The organism is Providencia sp. PROV116 (assembly GCF_028482485.1).
GTDB classification, from domain to species: Bacteria; Pseudomonadota; Gammaproteobacteria; order Enterobacterales; family Enterobacteriaceae; genus Providencia; species Providencia rettgeri.
Genome location: NZ_JAMPQO010000001.1, coordinates 158,079 through 179,045, shown reverse-complemented (window position 1 = coordinate 179,045; position 20,967 = coordinate 158,079). Strand labels below are relative to the sequence as shown.

Genomic DNA, 20,967 nt, shown 5'->3' with positions numbered 1-20,967 from the left:
AGATAATGATAATCATTTTCAATAAAAAGGCTCCTATAAAATCATAGAAGCCTTTAATACGTATTAATTAATATTAACCGTTAGAGTGGATTGGTTTGCGCTTCAACCACTGCTAATGCCACCATATTCACGATACGGCGTACCGACGCAATTGGTGTCAAGATATGTACCGGCTTCGCAACCCCCATCAATACCGGGCCGACCGTCACGCCATCAGAGCTTGTCACGCGCAGTAAGTTATAACTAATACGTGCAGCTTCCATATTTGGCATAATTAATAAATTTGCTGAACCTTTTAATGGGCTATCAGGCATCACATCTTTACGGATCGATTCAACTAATGCGGCATCCGCATGCATTTCACCATCAATTTCAAGATGAGGGTCACGTGCTTTGATCATCGAGAGCGTATCACGCATTTTTTGTGCTGATGCGCAGTCTGAAGAACCAAAGCTAGAACGCGATAACAGAGCCACTTTTGGCTCAATACCGAAGCGTCTTACCGTATCCGCTGCCATTAACGTGATTTCTGTTAACTCTTCCGGAGAAGGGTCTTCATTAACATAAGTGTCTGCGATAAACGTATTACCCGTTGGTAATAACAATGCATTCATTGCACCGGCAGCATGAACACCTTCGCGGAAACCAAATAAATCTTTAACAACTTCATAATGTTCACCATAGCTGCCCACGGTACCACAAATCATCCCGTCAGCTTCACCACGTAACACCATGATCCCACCAATTAAGGTTGGGTTATTAATCACTGCACGACGTGCCATTTCTTGTGAAACACCACGACGTTTCATGATTTGGTAGTATTCTTGCCAGTATTCTTTATAACGCGGGTCGTTTTCGTTATTGACCACTTCAAAATCTTTACCTAACTCAATGTGTAGGCCAAGTTTTTGAATACGCATTTCAATCACACTTGGACGCCCAACTAAGATTGGGAAAGCCAAACCTAAAGAAACCAGCTCTTGTGTGGCATGTAATACACGCTCTTCTTCCCCTTCAGCTAAAACAATACGTTTTTTGGCAGTCTTAGCTTGAGAGAAGATAGGTTTCATGAATAAATTTGTCTTATAAACAAACTGATTTAATTTTTCGATATAGACATCGAAGTCTTCAATTGGACGCGTTGCTACCCCTGAGTCCATTGCTGCTTTTGCCACAGCAGGTGCAATTTTAACAATCAAACGTGGGTCAAATGGCTTCGGAATAATGTATTCAGGGCCAAAGAATAAATCTTGGTTACCATAGGCTGAAGCCACTTCTTCACTTTGCTCTGCCAATGCAAGGTCTGCAATGGCATACACACAAGCCAGTTTCATTTCTTCATTAATCGTTGTTGCACCGACATCTAACGCACCACGGAAAATGAATGGGAAACACAACACGTTATTAACCTGATTTGGGTAATCAGAGCGGCCAGTACAGATGATGGCATCAGGACGAACTTCTTTCGCCAATGGTGGCAAAATTTCAGGCTCAGGATTTGCTAGCGCTAGGATCAGTGGATCTTGCGCCATGGTTTTCACCATTTCCGGCGTTAAAAGACGTGGACCTGAACAACCTAAGAAAATATCCGCATTAGGAATAGCATCCGCCAAAGTACGTTGGCCGTTATCTTCAATGGCATACGCAGCTTTGGTGACATCCATGCGTTCATCACGGCCTTTATAAATCACCCCTTTTGAATCACAGACGGTGATATGTTCACGTTTCAGCCCCAACGCGACTAATAAATTCATACAAGCGATTGATGCTGCGCCAGCGCCAGAAACCACAAGGCGGACATCACCAATTTCTTTTTTTACAATTCGTAATCCATTGATAACAGCAGCTGTACAAATGATAGCGGTTCCGTGTTGGTCATCATGGAACACAGGGATTTTCATCCGCTCACGGAGCTTTTGTTCAATATAAAAGCATTCTGGTGCTTTGATATCTTCTAAGTTAATACCACCAAAAGTCGGCTCAAGAGACGCAATGATATCAACTAATTTGTCTGGATCTGTTTCATCAACTTCAATATCAAAGACATCAACACCAGAAAACTTTTTAAATAGTACACCTTTTCCTTCCATGACTGGTTTACCAGCCAAGGCACCAATATTACCTAACCCAAGGACGGCAGTACCATTAGAGACAACCCCGACAAGGTTACCTTTAGCAGTGTAACGATAAGCTTTAAGTGGGTCATCTGCAATTTCAAGACATGGCACTGCAACACCTGGTGAGTATGCTAATGCGAGATCTCTCTGGGTTGTTAGTGGTTTAGTTGGGGTAACCGTAATTTTCCCAGGATGTGGAAACTCATGAAAATCAAGAGCACTTTGTTTTAATTTGTCATCCATCGTCAAGTCCTTTCAAAATAAGTAAGGTAAGAGCGATAACAGTATAAACACATCTCACTAGCAAATCATGATCATACCGGCAATTTCCAGAAAAATCTTTCAATTACAATAGAGTTAGGTCACTGTCCGAGTAAAACATAGTCACCTTGGTTATATTGTTCATAGCGCAACCCTGCTTTAATTTTAAAAAGCACGACTAAAAATAATTTATTATTAATTTTATTAGGTTAATATATATAAATAATTAATTGCATAATAACACAATGAAATCCCACCTTAAATATGTTCATCTGTTTAACTTTAATTTTACTAGTCGATATTATTTTTTCTATTTTAATGTATTATCAACAAGCACAATATTATTAGTATGGAACTATAAAATATTAAGCAAACGATTAATATCAATCTCACTTCTCCATACTGCTGATTATATAATTATTAAAACTCCAATTAAATATAATAAACGTACCGAAATTAAATTGTCTATTTTATAGGAAATACCTGAGTAGACGTTGGCATTTGAGACATAAAAAAGGAACCCTCTATGTCTAAATATACAGTAATGATTATTGACGATCACCCTATTATACGCTTGGGATTGCGGCAGCTCATAAATACCGACACACACTTTATTATCACAGCAGAGTGCGCTTGTTGTTATGAAGCTTTAAGCATGGCAAAGCAGTTAAAACCTAATTTAATTATTATAGATACCAATATTCAAGGTATTAAAACATTTGAAACTATACGATTACTTCGTAAACACTGCAATGATAGCTACTTATTAGTGTTATCTGCATCGACAATTAAAACAGATATATATGGTGCTATTGACGCAGGAGCACAAGGTTATTTATTAAAAAACAGTGAACTTGATATGCTATTCTACAGTATGAAGAAAGCCTCTAAAGGGCAATTGGTTTTTAGTGAAAAAATTTATCAACATCTTATTTCACGTCATCATTATAGTGACCCACTATCCGCATTGACAAAACGAGAGTCTGAAATTTTGCATGAAATGGCTGTGGGTTTAAAAAATCGTGAAATATCTAACTTACTTTTTATTTCAGAGGAAACCGTTAAAGTTCACATTCGAAATATTCTTAAAAAATTACGCGTTCGATCTCGCCTTGAGGCTAGCTTAATTTATATGCGTTCAAGATAATCTATTTTTAATATATTAATTATCGGGGCTAAATTACATTTAATGTAATTATAAGGTTATTATAGATTTCTCACATTTGGGCTAGATCCCAAGTGAGTTTTGCCGCATTATGTAAGGATTATCGCTAGTTTTTTGAGGAAAATCATATGCCCAATACACCTAACTCTCCTTATATTATGTACGGAATTAAAAACTGTGACACCATTAAAAAAGCACGCCGTTACTTAGAAGACAATGGAGTTAACTATCAATTTCATGATTATCGTGTTGATGGTATTAGCGATGAACTGCTTTCTATCTTTATGGAACATATTGATTGGGAATTGTTAGTCAATAAACGAGGAACAACTTGGCGAAAATTGACTGATGATGAAAAAAATGCAGTTATTGACGCAGATAGTGCTAAAAAAGTGCTAATTGCAGAGCCTGCCATGATCAAAAGACCCGTACTTGTTTCTCCAGATAACCGATACTTAGTTGGGTTTAACGCTAATGACTACCAAAACTTCATTCGATAATCAGGTGGATTTAATGGATTGTCCCGTTATTCAGCTTGCCAAAGAACTAATTGCACGCCCTTCTATCAGCCCCGATGACCAAGGCTGCCAAGCGATCCTTACCGAGCGCTTAAACCAACTTGGTTTTACCATTGAACCAATGCATTTTGGTAGCACATTAAATTTTTGGGCTCATCGAGGCACTCAAGGACCAACCCTCGCATTTGCAGGTCATACCGATGTTGTACCAGCAGGCAATAGCGAAAATTGGCAGACTCCTCCGTTTAACCCAACAATTATTAATCAACATCTGTATGGCCGTGGTGCAGCTGATATGAAAGGTTCTGTCGCAGCAATGGTTGTCGCAGCAGAGCGCTTTGTCGAAAAACACCCTCACCATCAAGGGCGCTTGGCCTTTTTAATCACATCAGATGAAGAAGCTGATGCATTAGATGGCACGGTTAAAGTTGTTGAAACATTAATGGCTCGTAATGAGCGTGTTGATTATTGTTTAGTCGGTGAACCATCAAGCCAATCTCATTTAGGTGACATCATAAAAAATGGACGTAGAGGCTCTATTACAGCAAATTTGACTATTTTAGGAACACAGGGGCATGTAGCTTATCCACATCTAGCAGACAACCCGGTGCACCGAGCAACCGCTTTTTTGCAAGAGCTCACTTCAACTATCTGGGATAACGGCAACGAATTCTTCCCTGCTACCACCATGCAAATTGCCAATATTCATGCGGGCACTGGGGCAAGTAATGTAATCCCCGGTGAGTTATTTGTTCAATTTAATTTTCGCTTCAGCACAGAATTAACCGACACACAAATACGTGACAGGGTCACAAGCATGTTAGACCGCCATGGCCTCGTATATAAAATAGAATGGTCATTATCTGGTCAGCCATTTTTGACTGAAAAACAAGAATTTGTCACTGCAACCTTGCAGGCAATCCATGAACTAACGGGTCTTAACGCAGAGCTATCTACCAGTGGTGGTACATCTGATGGTCGTTTTATCGCTCAAATGGGCACTCAAGTAATTGAGCTTGGCCCATTGAATGCCACTATACATAAAGTTGATGAATGCGTTAGTGTCAAAGACTTGCAACAACTGGCCTTAATTTATGAGCGAGTCATGGAGCTATTGTTATTATGATCACCATCGCAATGTTAACAGGCCGTTCCACGGACCATTTAGTGACACTTGGCGGCACTCATCGTCTACAATTTAATGCCACTAAGGCATTTTTAGCCATGCAACAAGCTGCAGTAAAAGCGGGCTTCAAGTTACAATCAGCAAGTGCATTTCGTGATTTTTCACGTCAACAGTTAATTTGGAATGAAAAATTCACCGGTCTCCGCCCTGTTCTTGATGCACAAAGCCAACCTTTAGATATTACAACGCTTTCAGAAGGTGAGCTGTGTGAAGCTATTTTACATTGGTCTGCATTACCCGGAGCAAGCCGTCATCATTGGGGAACCGAAATAGATGTTTATGACCCATTACGGATCCCAGCAGGGCAAACTTTACAATTAGAGCCTTGGGAATATGAAACTGGCGGCTATTTTGCTGAATTAAACCACTGGCTCACGGATAACATGGCGACATTTGATTTTTACCGTCCCTTCACGGCAAAAAATGCAGGGGTTGCCTATGAACCTTGGCATATTAGTTACTGGCCGTTATCCCATGAAGCTGAACAGCTGTTAACGCCAGAAGTCATTACGCAAGTTCTTGACCAAGAAGATATTCGTGGGAAAAATTGGTTAAGCACTAACTTAGATTATGTATTCGAACGCTATATTAGAGCTCCTGAATAATTTCTAAGCTAACAAAGCAATTTCTATAGCGCCAATGCCCCATAGATGATGCGACATCATTTATGGGGCTTCTTTATTTTGTTTGGAAATTTGTTCATCAACAACTGGAAGCCGATACATAAAAATAAGCAGCCAACACAACAGAGCCAATAAACCAATTTTTAACCATAAATAACTAACAACCCAGATTGATAGTGAAAAAGTGAGAACTATCAATATAATTGCTTTTGGTTTTGCCCCTTTCGGTAACCCTTTATGCTTTTGCCAGTGACGAATATACCCCCCAAACCAAGAGCGATATAATAACCAATGATGAAAACGTGGAGATGAACGAGAAAAGCACCATGCCGCCAATAATAAGAAAGGTGTGGTAGGCAAAACAGGAAGAACGACGCCAGCAAAAGCCAACGCAACGGCTAACCATCCAATAACAATGAGGAACAATTTTTTCAAAATTACCCCTCCTCCCGAATAAATAAATTAAATGGTAAAAACCGCATAAAATCTGTGGTAACTCATAATAATATCAATGGTATACTCTAATGGTAAACAAGCTTAATGAAAAGTCGCTTTTGCCTGTTGATGCGATTATTATTCTCTTGTTCTACGACGAAAAGAGCGCTAATAGCCCCAGTCATTGACTTGCAAAGCCTTAGAAAATGACAGGAGCCTAAACTTAAGACTATTAGGAAGCCCCATGAATCATTACTCTTTTTTTATGAAGGCCGGAAAGGTAATTGCTATCGTTACACCAAATGAGCAAGAGACCCAAAAGCTAATTGCTGCCGGATATGAAAAGCAATTTGAAGAGATTGAAGCCGTTTCAACAGAAAAAGCGCTTGAACGCTTTGCTAATATTCGCGGTGAAGAGGTTAAAAATATCTACGCACTTACAGGCTCTGATATTTTGCTTGGCATTGTTGGTGCATTTGCCATGGTATTTAAATAAACAATAAGCTCTGTAGGTATATTTTCTGTAGCTATCTCTGAAAAAACACACAGTTTCATATAAAGTGTAAATGGTACTCTAATGGTATAAATTTTAAATAATTTAAAATCAACATTTAGCTTTTACCCAATTTCATAGAGGTAATGTATGCAATGGTTAGCCGACTACTGGTGGATAATTTTACTCTTATTGGTAGGTATTATCTGGAATTCAGTCAAAGAAATGATGAAATTGGACCCCAAAAAGTTTTTAGATGACAAGCCAGAAATTCCCCCACATCAAGATAATAACCACCTTTGGGATGATGAAGACGATTGGCCTAAAGACAAGAAGAAATAACCTTTTGCTTTATTTCAGCTAAAAGCGCTGGTTGGTATTGTTTTACCTGCATACCAACCTCTTCTCTTACTCGTTGTAACCATTGCTTTTTCCCTGTCATACCAATATCCGTACAAATCTGTGCGATAGGCTCGCCTGACAGCAAGTGCCGTCTGAGCAGCGCAAGCCCGGCTGTTTCTTCCCTTAATAAACGCATAATCGCACTTTGGCTCGCAGAAATAGGCCGTTTAAACTCACTAAAACCGATCAGTTCTATCCAATCATCAGGGGTTAATTGCTGCTGCTCACTGGTTTCTAAAGCAAACTCAGACAGATCATTTCGCCAATAAATATCGCGTTTTAATTGTATTTCCCCTTGCTGGCAAAGTCGCCTTGCTCGATCTGATAGCGGTAATATCGCCATTGCCGTGAAACAGCCACTACTCGCTTCTTTGTGCGAACCTATTCGTATTAACCGAAAGCCCGCTTTTTGCCAAAATGCGACTAAGTCTGGTGTTAATCCAAAACTAACAGACAAAAAATCTAACCCTTGCTCTGTAGCAATTGCTTTCTGTTTTTCTAAAAGCGTTAAACCAATTTGGCGCCTACGGTGGTTCGCATCAACGGCAATACGCATCACTCGGCGAGATAGCCATTGTGCCGCAATAGGGAAATAACTATGAGCTGCTAAAGATTGGACAACTAAATTTCCTCTTGGTCGACGAAGCCCAGCCCATATTTGCCAGCTCAATGATTCGGTCAACTGTCCTTCATCTACCATCCATAATGCACCTAAATAAGCACAATTATGAGACTCAGTTTTTGCCACCATAAAATGTTGCTGTTGGGCATCCAATAGTCGTCGTAAATCTAATGGTGACGTTCGATAATGTGCACTCATCAATAAGCCATAAAACGCTTTTAATTGCTCATTATTTTCCGCTAAAGATGCCTGGGTTAACGCTTTATATTCAATATTTCCAGCAAAAACCGTTTGAGTGGCGGGTTCTTGCAGCAATAAAGCCTCATTGACCCATAATTCTAAGGGGTCATTAGCCGCATAGCGCATTGGGTTATCAAGTTGCAGTAAAGTGAAATGGGCTAAACTTGCACAGAATTTTAGCGTAAATCCACGCCCTGTTCCTTCATAGCCATCGACTGTCGTGGTTAATAAAACTCGAGGGAAATACCCCACTAGTTCTCGTAAAATATAATTAGGGATTGCAGAAGCTTCATCGATGATCAGCCAATCTGCGGTTATATTTTCATTGCTACGGCAGTATGCGAGTAAGCTATCTGGGGACCAAAAATTAATCTTTTTACCTGCATGCCGGCTTAAGACTTCCGTCGCCACTTTTGCAGGAGCACAACACCAACACTCTCCTGCAAAATGCTGTATTAACATCCCTGCTATTGCCGATTTACCGCGCCCCCTCGGCGCTATCAAACCCCAAATTCCATGTTCCGCTCTTAATAATCGGCTAATTATTTGCTGCTGCTGTTCTGTTGGCTGGCCTGTCGGTGCTTGCCATAATGGTTTGTTTTTTAGTAATGAAAAATCAGGCTCATTCCCTTGTTTATAAAATAAAATATCGGGAGATGTGTGGAAAGTTCGCTGCAAGTGATGTACAAAATTCGGTGTCGAAATAAGCCCCAATTGTTCATTCCAGCGCAAGCTGTCTAGATCGGTATTTGTCGCCCACTCTTTTTGAGGCGCCGTACATAAAACTAACAAGCTCCCTGCTTTTAATGTGCCAGCAAGCATGGCTAGTGCTTCACTATGAAACCCTTTACGTACATCAAAAATGCCATGTAAAAATTCACGACCCAATAATAGATGTGCATTTTCAGGGGAAACCCCTTGCGGTAAGTTTGATGAAATCGTTAACCAATCGCCATCAATAGCAACTTGAAGTTGTTTGAGTTGTTGTTCTACCCATGCATAGTCGCCAGAAAGAACCATAAGACGACGCATACCAACTATATGCAGTTGTTCTATAATGACAGGAAGTAATTTCACCATCGTAATACTATGATTTACCAATTAATAGTGACAAAATCCCAGCAGCAATTAAGGGCCCCACTGGTACACCACGGAATAAAGCAACACCAATGACGGTTCCAACCAGTAAGCCTGCTACCGTAGACGGTTGATGGGACATTAATGTGACGCCTCGGCTACCTAACCAAGAAACCGCGATCCCAATAACAATTGCCAGAATCGACTTCCAATTCAAAAATGAGCTTAATACCTCATTAGCCGTTATTTTACCACTCGCAATTGGCGCCATAACACCGATTGTTAAGATAAGTATCCCAATGGTTAAGCCATATTTTTCAATCCATGGAAAATAATTATTTAATGGTGTTATTCTGACCACCAATAAAAATAGCATCGCAAGGGTGACTGTCATATTATGACTAATGATACCTAACCCGGCTAAGACCAGTAAAATGATTAATGTTGGATCAACATGACTCATAGATTTGTCCCTGTAAAACGCACAATTATAATTTATTAGCAGCAACTAGGCTGATTTAAAAACATGTTATTGGCTCATCATCAAAGAAGCAAATATTAACGCCAACTCTTTTTATTTTTACGGCGACGATATTTTTAATTAATAAAAAATCTCACTATCTCCACACAATTAATTAACTAAAATGCGACATTTTAGCTGTTCTTTATTATCTATTTAATACTTTTTAAAAGATGTATTCTCAGCATATTTCACGGTAACAAGCTTAATTGTACAAAAATTAGCATGGCAATACAGATAATCCCCACCACCAGCAAAACTTAAGCTAAATATTCGGAATATTCATCACTGTTTATTTTTTTATTTCTGCGTTTTTCTTATATTTATCATGATAAAAACCAACTTATAGTGCCTTTTGCTGAAGATAGGTCTAAATATCTTTACAACCAGACAATCCATTTCAATTGCGTATAATAATCACAGATAATTAATACAGAAAAATCATAACTTAGCATTATTTATAATTTTAATGATTTAAATGGTTGTGCGACGCTCTGCATAAGCACAATTATTAGGATTAAGAATATGAACCAATCTTTATCGCCCTATTCAAACGCGCGTTTTATTGCTATTCGTTTAATCCCTGGCGAAGACGCACTTTTAACATTAAGACATAAAATTGAGCAACATGGCCTACAAGCTGCGTTCATTGCTAGCAGTGTCGGCAGCTTAACTGACGTTGCACTACGTTTTGCAGGCCAAGAAGAGACCTTTCACACAACAGGTAAATTTGAAATTATTTCATTAATTGGCACTTTAGATGCTAAAGGCGAACACCTGCATTTAGCTGTCTCTGATGAGCAAGGGCAAGTCCTCGGTGGTCATATGATGCCAGGTTGTACGGTCAGAACAACACTAGAGCTGATTATTGGGGAACTGGAAAAGGTAAATTTCATTCGTGAGCCTTGCCCGTTATCAGGTTATGAAGAACTTATCATCACTTCTCGCTAATTTTATTATTCCATTACTGTAAGGAATGACTTTGCCATGGGTAAAACGTCGATTATTTCTAGTCGTACACTGACTTTAATTGTTTTTTCTATTGCCATTAATATGGTTATTGGCCAATTAAGTTCAATGCTAAAACTGCCTATTTTTCTGGATTCTATAGGAACGTTAATTTGTGCGTTATTAGCAGGCCCTTGGGTTGCGTTATTAAGTGGTTTATTAACTAATTTATTATGGGGTTTACTCAGTGGGCCAATTGCCGCTGCATTTGCACCTGTTGCGATGATGATTGGACTCAGCGCTGGGTTATTAGCTCGCGCAGGTGGTTTTCGCACCTTACCAAGAGTGGTTTTATCCGGTGTAGTGATTACTTTTGCATTAATGATAGTTGCTGTTCCTATTCGTACATACTTATTTGCAGGAACAACCGGTAGCGGAGCAGACTTTTTTGTCGCGTATTTCCATGCTGTTGGCGATAACTTATTAGAATCAGTGGCAATTACGGTATTAGGCGCGAATATTGCGGACAAAGTTGCATCTGCCATTATTGCTTGGCTACTCGTTCGACAATTACCAGAACGTGTCCAACGTAATTATCCAAATATGGCGAAGGTCAGTTAAATGCATCCATTCACCTCGCTGACAATTTGGTTTTGGCTCAGTGTAAGTTCGCTTTTCTTACCTCTGAACTGGCTATTAATTGTGCTAGGTTGCAGTATTTTCGCTGCTTTATTGTTTTGGCGACCTGCACGTCATCGTTGGCGCATTGTTGCATGGATTATGCTCCCCATGGCGGCAGGGCTTTGGTTAATTCACGGGGGTTGGCTAGCTCAACAATTAACCGGGGATGCCTTAAAAAATAGCCGTCCTGAATTTGCACTAGCATTGTGGTTTAAGTTATTAACAATTATTAGCGCTTCTCAGCTTTGGTTGCAATATGTACCGACTGAACGCTTTATTCGTGCGTTGTTTGCTAGCCGTTTACCTGCTAGTTTTGCATATCTACTCGCGGGTCCGTTATTGCTTGCAGAACAATTTCGTCAGCAATTAAACACCATCCGTGAGGCACAATTGGCAAGAGGCGTCCCTCTTGACGGGCGCTTTTGGCAACGTGTTACATCATTACCGGCCCTATTATTTCCACTTGCCAGTAATACTCTTAGTGATCTGAGTATTCGTGGAGCCGCATTAGATATGCGTGGTTTTCGCTATTGCGCTAAACGCACGACATTGAACCCACCTACGGATAGTTCATTCCAAGCCCTACTTAGGTATGGGCTAGTTTTGTTAATTTTTATTGAAGGTGGTCTCTCTCTATGGTGGTGAATCTACAACAAATGCGCTTCATTCCACAAAGCGCGGAGCTGTCCTTATTAGGACCGATAGATCTTCAGCTTAATGCAGGCCAATGGCTATGTGTATTTGGCGGTAATGGCAGCGGGAAAAGCACACTAGCGCAAATACTTGCAGGTTGGCATAGTGACCTTATTCAAGGGAAAATAGAAGGAACCGCTGAGGTATTACAAGCCCCCTTGGCTGACAGCTCTGTGGTTCAGGTATCTATATCGCGCCAGCTTGTTCAGCAATCCCCTCAATTACAACTCTCAGGTTGCGCGTTTACCGTTGAACAGGAAATTGCGTTTGGACCTGAAAACCTTGGCTTATCACCCAGTGAAATTAGTCAACGAGTTGAACACGCGATTGCGCTCACGTTTTGTGAAGCTCTACGTACGCGCCATCCTGCGACATTATCGGGTGGCGAAGCACAACGCGTCGTGTTAGCAAGTGCATTAGCGATGCAACCTAAACTTCTCTTGCTCGATGAAGCCTTTAGTCGGCTAACACCCAGTGCAACACAACGTATTTTAGTGCAATTGCAACACTATACAGAACACACAAACTGCAGCATTATTTTTTTTGAACGCAATTTATTACCTGCCATCAGTTTCTGTGATTCATTCCTTTTGTTGAGTACTGGCAAAGCCTTTTTAGAATCTGGGAAAGTGGTTGCTATAGGCTGTTTGGATGATGTTTTTCTTGATGCTATTGAAACAATCAATATGCCAGAGGCTTGGCGTGCTATAGGTGAACTGGTCAAATTAGGGCATTGGCGAGACACAATTCCCCACAATGAAGCGCAATTGCTACAGATGTTTAAGGAGCGGCATGTTACAGCTTAAAAACCTGAGCTATCGTTGGCCAAGCTCTACTATTGATAATATACAATCTTTATCGCTATCTATTCACCCTGGTGAATGGGTCGCTTTAGTTGGGGATAATGGCGCAGGTAAATCAACATTATTACGCCTGCTCGCAGGGTTATTGCGCCCTACACAAGGTGATATTCAGCTTGATAGCCAGCCGCTTAACCTTCTTTCCTCACCACAAAGAGCCAACCATATCGGTATTTTATTCCAAGAAGCTGAGAAACAAATTTTTCATAGTTGTGTGCGTGATGAGATTGCTTTTGGTTTAAAACGCCAAAGATATCATAAACGTGATATTCACGCGCGAGTACAGCAAGCACTTGAAATTTGTCACTTAGTCGATGTAGCAGATAAACACCCTTTAGATTTACATGCAGGCCAACGCAGGATGGTTGCTGTTGCCTGTTTAGAGGCCGTTTCACCTAAGTTATTGCTGCTTGATGAACCAAGCCGTGACTTCGACGCTTTTTGGCTGCGTAAATTTGAACATTGGCTAACCTTGCAACGCGAAAAAGGGGTAACCGTCGTTTCTATTAGCCACGACCTTGATTTTGTTGCCCGCCATTTTCAACGCGTATTGCATTTATCAAATGGCCAACTCATCGCTGACGGTCAGCCAACGGAAATATTAAGCCATCCAGAGTTACAAGTCGAAAGCCCATTGCCCGCGCCTACGTTGACGTCACTTAGTCAACAACTACAAATAAAGACTACTGATACCGCTCTCTCATCATGGATTACACATTTTATTAGCCAACAATCACCCTCGATTAGCGACTAAAAAATAGCCTGCAATGCAGGCTAAAATCTCATTCAAATTATAGGAAATTGATTAATCTAGCTGTACGCCAATACGGCGTGCGACTTCTTCGTAAGCTTCGATTAAGCCACCAAGGCTCTGACGAAAACGGTCTTTATCCATTTTATTGAGCGTTTCTTTATCCCATAAACGGCTACCGTCTGGCGAAAACTCATCGCCTAATACCACTTGGCCTTTATACAAGCCAAACTCCAGTTTAAAATCGACTAAGATTAACCCTGCATCCGCAAAAATTTTACTGAGTACTTCATTGGCTTTGTAGCTTAGCTCACGCATTTTTGCCAAGTTTTCTTTGCTCACCCAACCAAAGGTTTCACAGTACGATTCATTCACCATTGGGTCGTGTTTGGCATCGTCCTTTAAAAATAAGTCAAATAGTGGCGGATTTAACACCATGCCTTCTTCAACACCTAAGCGTTTTACTAGTGAACCTGCGGCACGGTTACGGATCACACACTCAACAGGCACCATATCTAACTTTTTCACCAGGGCTTCTGTGTCAGACAATAATGCTTCCATTTGTGTTGGAATACCGGCTGCTTCTAATTTGCTCATAATGAAATGGTTAAATTTGTTATTTACCATACCTTTACGGTCAAACTGCTCGATACGCTCACCATCGAGTGCTGATGTATCATTACGGAACTCCAGAACCAGTAGATCAGGATCCTCTGTGGTATAGACTGTTTTTGCCTTACCACGATACAACTCAGCTTTCTTTTGCATCTTACACACTCCAGGGATGTGATTAAACTAAACAAAAATCAACCTGCACAGCAGATTCAGATAAGTAACAGAAGAACAAAAACCAATTAAATGGCCTATTCATTGTTAATTTTCTGCTCTGTTTCAGTCAGTTACTGAAATTCACCATGTGAAACGCTAACTAGCTGATATTCAATATTTTATAATTCACTGTTAATCATGATAATAAAATTCCCGAGCAGACGCAAACGATTACTTAACCATAAACACTGATTTTTTGTCCATTTGTTTTAGGTGAAAACATGAAAGATAAAATTAGCCTACCAGAGAAGGAAAATTCAAATTGATGAAATGCTATTTAATAACTAACTAAGTATATAGATTACGAGTAGCATGAAATAAACAAAATACAGAGCTGATAACCACCAGCCTATGCGTATGAAGCTTAATATCTTTACCCCAATACAAACCCATCCAATTTAAATAAAAAAACCGCAGCTTGTATTTAAGCTACGGTTTAATTAGTCATCTCAAAATGTTGAATTATTACTTTTTGGCAGGTGCTTTACTAAATGCTGCTTTCAGCGCTGCAACCATTTCATCATTTTGTTTTTGTGTTAAAGGTACACCTTTGGTGGTGATAAATTGCAGTGTACTACGGTTATTTAAGTCACCAACCTGCACTTTATAATCTGCTTCTGGCACAGTTGGGTCATCAATACCCAAAGCCTGCCATTCTGAGCTGCTTAAACCTTTGTAAGTTACCATCACAGAACCACTTGAGCGCGTACGGTCACCCACTTTCATACCAACACTTTCTAAGGTGTGAGGTAAACGTTCCCATACTGCATCAAATGGCGCACGAACCACAACTAAAGGTAAGCCAGTATCATCACTACCGGTTTGAACATCAATGATACCGTAGGCATTTTGGATACTATTTTTGTTTGAAGTATCACGTAACGTATATAAGTTATCGGTTAATTCATTCAATAACAGCTTGTTATAACGTTGAGTTTCGACAACATCGGTAATTGTCTCTCCCCCTTGACGTAAACCTAAGCTAGTTACCGTTAATGCCATCATACCGTTTTCTGGCTGCACTGTAACTTTATGGCGACTCTCAATCGGTACGTTTTCATCTGCGCGATCCCATTTCACCCAATCGGTTTCAATTGAGCGAGAGCCATCGTCTTTAGATGAAACTGGAATCCCTCTTTGCTCTAAGATCATCGTAACTTGTGACCAAAGTGCACTATTTTCAGGTGTATTTTCTAGCAACAAACGACTTGCTTGAGCGCTATCCTCTGTACGAGAACCCGCTAATTGCGAAATTGTCAGTACTGGTGGACGAATGTCTAACGCTTTTCCTATTGCCCCTGTTGATGTGGCTTTAGGGATATCATACTCACCATTTTGTTCTGGTAATGTAAGCCCCTGTGGCACATTCAACACTTTCAATGGCGCAGCATTGAGATATTCCTCATCACCACTGACCTGACGTTTATAGCGCTGATCGCTGGAGCAGGCTGCCAGTAACACAACAAGTGACAGGCCAGCAACCTTCATAACCTTCGATTTTTGCAATAATGTTGCCATTAAAATTCCCTAAATTTTACAGTAATCCAGCGAGTTTCAAGGCTTCCTCAACTTTTTGCTGGCCCGAGGTGGTTAACGGTGTCATTGGCAACCGTAATGTCCCATCTGCAATCAGACCTAAGCGATGACAGCCCCACTTCGCTGGAATTGGATTTGGTTCAACAAATAACTGAAGATGAAGCCCCATCAGTTTTTTATTTAATTCACGCGCCTCAGTATATTTGCCTGCAAGCGCTAAGTCACACATTTTTACCATCTGTGCGGCCGCAACGTTAGATGTGACCGAAATAACGCCTTTACCACCTAGTTGCATGAAATCAAGCGCCGTTGCGTCATCACCTGTTAACAGTACAAAATCATCATCAACCAGTTCTTTGATTTGATGAACCCTAGCTAAGTTCCCTGTTGCCTCTTTAATTGCAACAATATTCGCCAGTTTTGCTAAACGCCCCACAGTTTCAGGCAACATATCACAGCCAGTCCGTGATGGTACATTATAAAGAATCTGTGGCAAGCTCGTGTTTTCTGAAATTGCTTTAAAGTGTTGATATAACCCTTCCTGAGAAGGTCTATTATAATAAGGTGTTACCGTCAGGCAAGCAACTACACCACTGTTTTCAAACTCATTTGTCAGCGAAATAGCTTCAGCGGTAGCATTTGCACCGGCTCCTGCAATAATAGGAATACGGCCATCCGCTAATTCAAGTGTCGCTTTCACGACATCCACATGTTCTTTGTGCGTTAAGGTTGCTGATTCGCCAGTTGTACCAACAGAAACAATCGCAGTTGTTCCACTTTCAACATGATAATCCACCAACTTCTTCAAGCTCGCTTTATCTAAACGCCCTGCCGAATCCATTGGTGTAATAACTGCAACAATGCTTCCCGTTAAAAAATCTTTATAATTTGCGTTTCCATTAGCCATAGCGATACCCCCTTAATAATTGAACTACCATGTTACTTTTTCATTTCAAAGAAGAAAACCACCCAATAGCAAGAATTTAATGAATTTTGTTAATGCCGAGGACATTAACTTAAATAGAAGTAATAATTCACTGATATTTCTCGCAAGAGTCTATTTACCCCCTTGGCAGATTACCTTTTTTATGGTTTCCTTACCCTCATAGTCAGTCAGTTGTTAGCGCTAGAATTTTACTGCTATATTCTAATTAAATGTTTAACTGACATAATTAAAATACTAAGGAATAGACTTTGCCTAAGACTGAACAGCAATTTCTTGTCATTACTGCGCTGGGAACAGATCGTCCGGGCATTGTGAATACCATTACACGTCTCGTCAGCGAGTGTGATTGTAATATTGAAGATAGTCGCTTAGCGATGTTTGGCAAGGAATTCACCTTCATTATGATGCTCTCCGGCAGTTGGAATGCTATCACCCTTTTAGAAGCGACATTACCACCTAAAGGCGCCGAGCTCGACTTGCTTATCGTAATGAAAAGAACTCAGAGTGTGCAAACAACCTATTACCCATCGACAGTAACAGTGAATGTTGTTGTCGACGATGCACCTCGTATTGTCGAGCAATTCACAAATTTATTCACAACTTCGCAGTGTAATATCGCAGAGCTTGTTTCTAAAACACAACCAGCCAATAATGATATGCCCGCTCAACTGGAAATTCAGATTACTGCACACGATCCGTTGGACGATAATGGCATAATTATAAAAAATAAATTTCAACAACTATGTACAATGCTAAATGCTAAAGGCAACATAAGTATTGTTAACAACCCCAACATGCAAAGTTAACGGAGATATATGTAATGAACCCATTGAAAGCCGGTGATAAGGCGCCTCACTTTAGCCTTCCTGACCAAGATGGTGAGCTCATCAATCTTTCTGATTATCAGGGTCAGCGCGTATTAGTTTACTTTTATCCTAAAGCGATGACTCCTGGCTGTACTGTTCAAGCGTGTGGTCTACGTGATGAAATGGATACACTTAAAGCGAAAGGTGTCGAAGTATTAGGTATTAGCACAGACAAACCAGAGAAACTATCTCGTTTCGCTGAAAAAGAGATGTTGAACTTCACTTTGTTATCAGATGAAGACCACCAAGTATGTGAGCAATTTGGGGTTTGGGGTGAAAAACAATTCATGGGGAAAACCTATGATGGGATTCATCGCATTAGCTTCCTTATTGACCCTACTGGGAAAATAGAGTACGTCTTTGATAATTTTAAAACCAGTAACCACCACGAAATCGTGCTTGATTACATCAATACACACGCTTAATCGTTACTTCTTAGTGCTGTATGCCCTCATACAGCACTATTACTAACCTAGTTCGTTGACTCCGTTGGCTCTTCCGGCCAGACATGAATAACCGCTTTAATCAGTGTTGCTAAAGGTATTGCAAAAAACACGCCCCAAAAGCCCCATAACCCACCAAACACCACAACAGATAAAATAATCACTAGTGGATGTAAATTCACGGCTTCAGAAAACAATAAAGGCACCACAACGTTGCTATCCAAACCTTGAATAACTAAATAAAACAACATTAAGTACCAAAATTCACTACCAATACCGTACTGAAAGAGCGCAACAATAACCACGGGGATCGTGGCTGCGACCGCACCAATGTAAGGGATTAATACCGCTACCCCGACAAGAACCGACAGCAATACGGAATAGCGCAAGTCAAAGTAAGCAAAACATAAATATGTTGCCACCCCAACAATCACCATTTCAGTAACTTTTCCTCGCAAATAATTGGTGATTTGTTCATTCATTTCGACCCAAACTTTACCCACTAACAAACGATTTTTCGGTAACAGCTTGAGGAAGCTTTTGCTAATACGCTCTTTATCTTTTAAAAGAAAGAATGTCATCAACGGCACTAGAACTAAGTAAACTGCTAAAGTAAAAATACCTATTAATGAAGCAACTGACGCTTTAACCACAGAGTCTGCAATACCCGACATACGGCTACGCAGGTTATCTGCCATCATATCGATAATGCCTACATCCACTAGTGCTGGATATTGCTCTGGCAGTTTTTGTGCAAATTCATTGAAACGGTTAACCATATTTGGCAGATCGGCCATCAAATTAATCCCTTGCTGCCATGCGGTTGGTGCAATAATTAAAATAACCATTGCACTTATTCCGGCGAATAAGGTCAAAATAATACCGACAGCAACTGAACGGGATAACCCTATGCGTTGCAATAAATTGGTTGGCCATTCAAGCAAATAAGCTAAAGCAATTGCCGCCAGCAATGGAGCCAGTATACTGCTGAAAAAGAAGATGATCACAAACCCTGATACGAGTAATGTAAAAAGGGCTATGGCTTGTGGGTCAGCAAAACGCCGACGATACCACTGTAAAAACAATTCCAGCATTTATTGCTCCTAGGGAATAACACAAAGGACAGTTCCTAAAGTAACGAAAATTATACCGAAGAACAGATTTTACGATAGCTTTTGCTATCATGTGTTTTAAACTTTTCGTATTTTTAAGTGCCTTACTTAAAGCACACCCGAAATAAAGTCGGTACTTACCCTAAATTAAAATGTTGTATGGGATACTCACGTTTCATGAAGAAAAATTTAAAATATCCATTATTGGCTTTCATGATCGCTGCGCTAATGAACGGTGCAGTTTTACCTGCTTATAGTGCAATTGAAGATACCTTACCCGATATAGGAACCACAGCAGGAGGCACACTTAGCATCAACCAAGAAATTATTATGGGAGATGCTATTACACGCCAAATACGTGCCAGCACCCCTCTTATTTATGACCCATTGTTAACCCAATATGTTAACAAACTTGGCATGCGGTTAGTGAAAAATGCCGACTCAGTTAAAACACCGTTTAAGTTCTATTTAGTCAACAACCCCAATATTAACGCATACGCCTATTTTGGGGGTAATGTAGTGCTACACTCCGCATTGTTCCGATACAGCCAGAATGAAAGTCAACTAGCATCCGTCATGGCGCACGAAATATCCCACGTTACGCAAAGGCACCTTGCGCGAATGATGGAAGACCAAAAAAGCACCACTCCTCTCGCGATTGCAGGGACGATTGGTTCTTTGCTGTTAGTGATGGCGAATCCTCAAGCCGGTTTTGCCGCTTTAACAGGCACAATGGCAGGGGTTCAGCAAGGTATGATCAGCTTTACCCAAGCCAATGAACAAGAGGCTGACCGTATTGGTTTACAGACATTAAGGCGCTCTGGCTTTGACCCGCATGCGATGGCTGATTTTATGCAAACAATGTCAGACCAAACTCGCTATATGTCAAAGCCCCCTGAAATTCTATTAACGCACCCCTTGCCGGATAGCCGTTTAGCTGATGCCAGAAACCGATCGAACCAATACCCTAAAGTGAGTGTGCCATCATCACTGGACTTTATGTTAGCCCGAGTTCGTATTTTAGCTATGTATAGTACCGAGCAAAAACATGCTTTAGACCAAATCATTGAAAACTATGGTAAAGGTTCTGCACAAGAACAAATTGCAGCGCAATACGGTAAAGCGCTACTGCTTTCTCAAGACAAAAAGTACGCAGAAGCAGGAAAAATCCTGACAGAGCTATTAGCGAAACAACCCGATAACCCTTGGTTTATCGATAGCATGACTGATGTCGACATTGAACAACATCAAGTCTCTAGAGCAGTCTCTCGTTTACAGAATGCTTTGAAAAAATCACCGAAAAATACCGTATTTATTGTCAACCTAGCTAACGCATTAATTAATAATCATCAATATAAAGAAGCAACAACCTTGCTGAATAAATATACGTTTGATTACCCTGATGACCCGATTGGTTGGGATTTACTGGCAGAAGCGTCCGCAAAACAAGGTAAGCGTACCGAAGAACTTGCTGCCTACGCAGAAGGGATGGCGTTACGGGGTAACTATGACACTGCAATTAATTATCTCAGCGATGCTAGCCGTCAAAGCCGTTTAGGCAGTTACGAACAGCAGCGTTATGACGCTCGCATTGATGCGCTTAGAAAACTACAATTACGTGACAAAAATGCAAAACCGTAAGGA

Annotated in this window: 21 protein-coding genes and 1 pseudogene; 14 read left to right on the top strand and 8 right to left on the bottom strand. The window is 40.5% G+C overall.

What is annotated here, in order from left to right; genetic code table 11:
• Positions 1-80: 80 nt before the first annotated feature.
• Positions 81-2,360, bottom strand: coding sequence for an NADP-dependent oxaloacetate-decarboxylating malate dehydrogenase (gene maeB / locus PSE72_RS00935; protein ID WP_109912445.1), 2,280 nt, complete (start codon positions 2,358-2,360; stop codon positions 81-83).
• 544 nt (positions 2,361-2,904) lie between these two features.
• Between maeB and PSE72_RS00930 the strand changes: the two genes are divergently transcribed.
• The 4 genes from PSE72_RS00930 (at position 2,905) to PSE72_RS00915 (ending at position 5,852) form a co-directional block, all read left to right on the top strand.
• Positions 2,905-3,525 (top strand): LuxR C-terminal-related transcriptional regulator, encoded by a 621-nt coding sequence (locus PSE72_RS00930; RefSeq protein ID WP_004911325.1) that lies wholly within the window; start codon positions 2,905-2,907, stop codon positions 3,523-3,525.
• A 146-nt stretch (positions 3,526-3,671) separates the two neighbouring features.
• Positions 3,672-4,043, top strand: coding sequence for an ArsC family reductase (locus PSE72_RS00925; RefSeq protein WP_004911327.1), 372 nt, complete (start codon positions 3,672-3,674; stop codon positions 4,041-4,043).
• Between the two features lie 13 nt (positions 4,044-4,056).
• Positions 4,057-5,187 carry a succinyl-diaminopimelate desuccinylase gene (dapE, locus tag PSE72_RS00920; protein WP_115167156.1) on the top strand — a complete coding sequence of 377 codons (1,131 nt, stop codon included), beginning with the start codon at positions 4,057-4,059 and terminating at the stop codon, positions 5,185-5,187.
• Positions 5,184-5,852: a M15 family metallopeptidase gene (locus PSE72_RS00915; protein ID WP_115167155.1), complete on the top strand. Its 669-nt coding sequence runs from the start codon at positions 5,184-5,186 to the stop codon at positions 5,850-5,852. Before dapE ends, PSE72_RS00915 begins: the two co-directional genes overlap by 4 nt.
• Before the next feature lie 60 nt (positions 5,853-5,912).
• On the opposite strand, the gene PSE72_RS00910 is transcribed toward PSE72_RS00915, so the two are convergent.
• Positions 5,913-6,305, bottom strand: a complete 393-nt coding sequence (locus PSE72_RS00910; RefSeq protein ID WP_004911334.1) for a DUF454 family protein — start codon at positions 6,303-6,305, stop codon at positions 5,913-5,915.
• A gap of 244 nt (positions 6,306-6,549) precedes the next feature.
• Here PSE72_RS00910 and PSE72_RS00905 point away from each other — a divergent pair, with 244 nt between their 5' ends.
• Both PSE72_RS00905 and PSE72_RS00900 read left to right on the top strand, forming a co-directional pair.
• Complete coding sequence (locus tag PSE72_RS00905; protein ID WP_004911337.1) at positions 6,550-6,801, top strand: hypothetical protein; 252 nt, start codon at positions 6,550-6,552, stop codon at positions 6,799-6,801.
• Positions 6,802-6,948: 147 nt separating this feature from the next.
• The gene (locus PSE72_RS00900; protein WP_109912443.1) at positions 6,949-7,140 is read left to right on the top strand and encodes a YpfN family protein; all 192 of its coding nucleotides are present in this window, start codon (positions 6,949-6,951) and stop codon (positions 7,138-7,140) included.
• On the opposite strand, the gene PSE72_RS00895 is transcribed toward PSE72_RS00900, so the two are convergent.
• Both PSE72_RS00895 and PSE72_RS00890 read right to left on the bottom strand, forming a co-directional pair.
• Positions 7,121-9,142, bottom strand: a complete 2,022-nt coding sequence (locus PSE72_RS00895) for a tRNA(Met) cytidine acetyltransferase TmcA (protein ID WP_217007709.1) — start codon at positions 9,140-9,142, stop codon at positions 7,121-7,123. The genes PSE72_RS00900 and PSE72_RS00895 overlap by 20 nt on opposite strands.
• 7 nt (positions 9,143-9,149) lie before the next feature.
• Positions 9,150-9,602: a DUF441 domain-containing protein gene (locus PSE72_RS00890; protein ID WP_004911348.1), complete on the bottom strand. Its 453-nt coding sequence runs from the start codon at positions 9,600-9,602 to the stop codon at positions 9,150-9,152.
• 582 nt (positions 9,603-10,184) lie between these two features.
• Here PSE72_RS00890 and PSE72_RS00885 point away from each other — a divergent pair.
• The 5 genes and pseudogenes from PSE72_RS00885 to PSE72_RS00865 form a co-directional block, all read left to right on the top strand.
• Positions 10,185-10,610 (top strand): PPC domain-containing DNA-binding protein, encoded by a 426-nt coding sequence (locus PSE72_RS00885; protein WP_115167153.1) that lies wholly within the window; start codon positions 10,185-10,187, stop codon positions 10,608-10,610.
• 36 nt (positions 10,611-10,646) lie between these two features.
• Entirely contained in the window at positions 10,647-11,228 is a 582-nt protein-coding gene (locus tag PSE72_RS00880) for a hypothetical protein (protein ID WP_004911353.1), read from the top strand.
• Positions 11,229-11,933: an energy-coupling factor transporter transmembrane component T gene (locus PSE72_RS00875; RefSeq protein ID WP_217007708.1), complete on the top strand. Its 705-nt coding sequence runs from the start codon at positions 11,229-11,231 to the stop codon at positions 11,931-11,933. It abuts the gene before it with no gap.
• Complete coding sequence (locus tag PSE72_RS00870; RefSeq protein WP_115167152.1) at positions 11,924-12,787, top strand: energy-coupling factor ABC transporter ATP-binding protein; 864 nt, start codon at positions 11,924-11,926, stop codon at positions 12,785-12,787. The genes PSE72_RS00875 and PSE72_RS00870 overlap by 10 nt, the downstream gene beginning before the upstream one ends.
• Positions 12,774-13,415 (top strand): annotated as a pseudogene (locus tag PSE72_RS00865) (energy-coupling factor ABC transporter ATP-binding protein); the annotation flags it as partial. The gene PSE72_RS00870 and the pseudogene PSE72_RS00865, both read left to right, overlap by 14 nt.
• Positions 13,416-13,646: 231 nt before the next feature.
• On the opposite strand, the gene purC reads toward PSE72_RS00865, so the two are convergent.
• The 3 genes from purC to dapA all read right to left on the bottom strand — a co-directional run bounded on the left by purC (position 13,647) and on the right by dapA (position 16,863).
• A complete protein-coding gene (gene purC / locus PSE72_RS00860; protein WP_004911363.1) occupies positions 13,647-14,360 on the bottom strand; it encodes a phosphoribosylaminoimidazolesuccinocarboxamide synthase in 714 nt (237 codons plus the stop codon).
• A gap of 525 nt (positions 14,361-14,885) precedes the next feature.
• Positions 14,886-15,938, bottom strand: coding sequence for an outer membrane protein assembly factor BamC (bamC, locus tag PSE72_RS00855; protein ID WP_004911365.1), 1,053 nt, complete (start codon positions 15,936-15,938; stop codon positions 14,886-14,888).
• A 16-nt stretch (positions 15,939-15,954) separates the two neighbouring features.
• Entirely contained in the window at positions 15,955-16,863 is a 909-nt protein-coding gene (gene dapA, locus PSE72_RS00850) for a 4-hydroxy-tetrahydrodipicolinate synthase (protein ID WP_004911368.1), read from the bottom strand.
• 287 nt (positions 16,864-17,150) lie between these two features.
• Here dapA and PSE72_RS00845 point away from each other — a divergent pair, with 287 nt between their 5' ends.
• Complete coding sequence (locus PSE72_RS00845; protein ID WP_004253549.1) at positions 17,151-17,708, top strand: glycine cleavage system transcriptional repressor; 558 nt, start codon at positions 17,151-17,153, stop codon at positions 17,706-17,708.
• 14 nt (positions 17,709-17,722) lie between these two features.
• A complete protein-coding gene (bcp, locus tag PSE72_RS00840) occupies positions 17,723-18,193 on the top strand; it encodes a thioredoxin-dependent thiol peroxidase (protein WP_115167150.1) in 471 nt (156 codons plus the stop codon).
• Positions 18,194-18,240: 47 nt separating this feature from the next.
• Here bcp and PSE72_RS00835 read toward each other — a convergent pair whose 3' ends face one another.
• The gene (locus tag PSE72_RS00835; protein WP_004911372.1) at positions 18,241-19,305 is read right to left on the bottom strand and encodes an AI-2E family transporter; all 1,065 of its coding nucleotides are present in this window, start codon (positions 19,303-19,305) and stop codon (positions 18,241-18,243) included.
• 195 nt (positions 19,306-19,500) lie between these two features.
• Between PSE72_RS00835 and PSE72_RS00830 the strand changes: the two genes are divergently transcribed.
• Positions 19,501-20,964 (top strand): beta-barrel assembly-enhancing protease, encoded by a 1,464-nt coding sequence (locus PSE72_RS00830; protein ID WP_115167149.1) that lies wholly within the window; start codon positions 19,501-19,503, stop codon positions 20,962-20,964.
• Positions 20,965-20,967: the final 3 nt, after the last annotated feature.

What these genes read in the sequence shown, in the direction of transcription:
- maeB (WP_109912445.1), bottom strand. Translation starts at nt 2,360, where the DNA reads ATGGATGACAAATTAAAACAAAGTGCTCTTGATTTTCATGAGTTTCCA.
- PSE72_RS00930 (WP_004911325.1), top strand. Translation starts at nt 2,905, where the DNA reads ATGTCTAAATATACAGTAATGATTATTGACGATCACCCTATTATACGC.
- PSE72_RS00925 (WP_004911327.1), top strand. Translation starts at nt 3,672, where the DNA reads ATGCCCAATACACCTAACTCTCCTTATATTATGTACGGAATTAAAAAC.
- dapE (WP_115167156.1), top strand. Translation starts at nt 4,057, where the DNA reads ATGGATTGTCCCGTTATTCAGCTTGCCAAAGAACTAATTGCACGCCCT.
- PSE72_RS00915 (WP_115167155.1), top strand. Translation starts at nt 5,184, where the DNA reads ATGATCACCATCGCAATGTTAACAGGCCGTTCCACGGACCATTTAGTG.
- PSE72_RS00905 (WP_004911337.1), top strand. Translation starts at nt 6,550, where the DNA reads ATGAATCATTACTCTTTTTTTATGAAGGCCGGAAAGGTAATTGCTATC.
- PSE72_RS00900 (WP_109912443.1), top strand. Translation starts at nt 6,949, where the DNA reads ATGCAATGGTTAGCCGACTACTGGTGGATAATTTTACTCTTATTGGTA.
- PSE72_RS00895 (WP_217007709.1), bottom strand. Translation starts at nt 9,142, where the DNA reads ATGGTGAAATTACTTCCTGTCATTATAGAACAACTGCATATAGTTGGT.
- PSE72_RS00890 (WP_004911348.1), bottom strand. Translation starts at nt 9,602, where the DNA reads ATGAGTCATGTTGATCCAACATTAATCATTTTACTGGTCTTAGCCGGG.
- PSE72_RS00885 (WP_115167153.1), top strand. Translation starts at nt 10,185, where the DNA reads ATGAACCAATCTTTATCGCCCTATTCAAACGCGCGTTTTATTGCTATT.
- PSE72_RS00880 (WP_004911353.1), top strand. Translation starts at nt 10,647, where the DNA reads ATGGGTAAAACGTCGATTATTTCTAGTCGTACACTGACTTTAATTGTT.
- PSE72_RS00875 (WP_217007708.1), top strand. Translation starts at nt 11,229, where the DNA reads ATGCATCCATTCACCTCGCTGACAATTTGGTTTTGGCTCAGTGTAAGT.
- PSE72_RS00870 (WP_115167152.1), top strand. Translation starts at nt 11,924, where the DNA reads ATGGTGGTGAATCTACAACAAATGCGCTTCATTCCACAAAGCGCGGAG.
- purC (WP_004911363.1), bottom strand. Translation starts at nt 14,360, where the DNA reads ATGCAAAAGAAAGCTGAGTTGTATCGTGGTAAGGCAAAAACAGTCTAT.
- bamC (WP_004911365.1), bottom strand. Translation starts at nt 15,938, where the DNA reads ATGGCAACATTATTGCAAAAATCGAAGGTTATGAAGGTTGCTGGCCTG.
- dapA (WP_004911368.1), bottom strand. Translation starts at nt 16,863, where the DNA reads ATGGCTAATGGAAACGCAAATTATAAAGATTTTTTAACGGGAAGCATT.
- bcp (WP_115167150.1), top strand. Translation starts at nt 17,723, where the DNA reads ATGAACCCATTGAAAGCCGGTGATAAGGCGCCTCACTTTAGCCTTCCT.
- PSE72_RS00835 (WP_004911372.1), bottom strand. Translation starts at nt 19,305, where the DNA reads ATGCTGGAATTGTTTTTACAGTGGTATCGTCGGCGTTTTGCTGACCCA.
- PSE72_RS00830 (WP_115167149.1), top strand. Translation starts at nt 19,501, where the DNA reads ATGAAGAAAAATTTAAAATATCCATTATTGGCTTTCATGATCGCTGCG.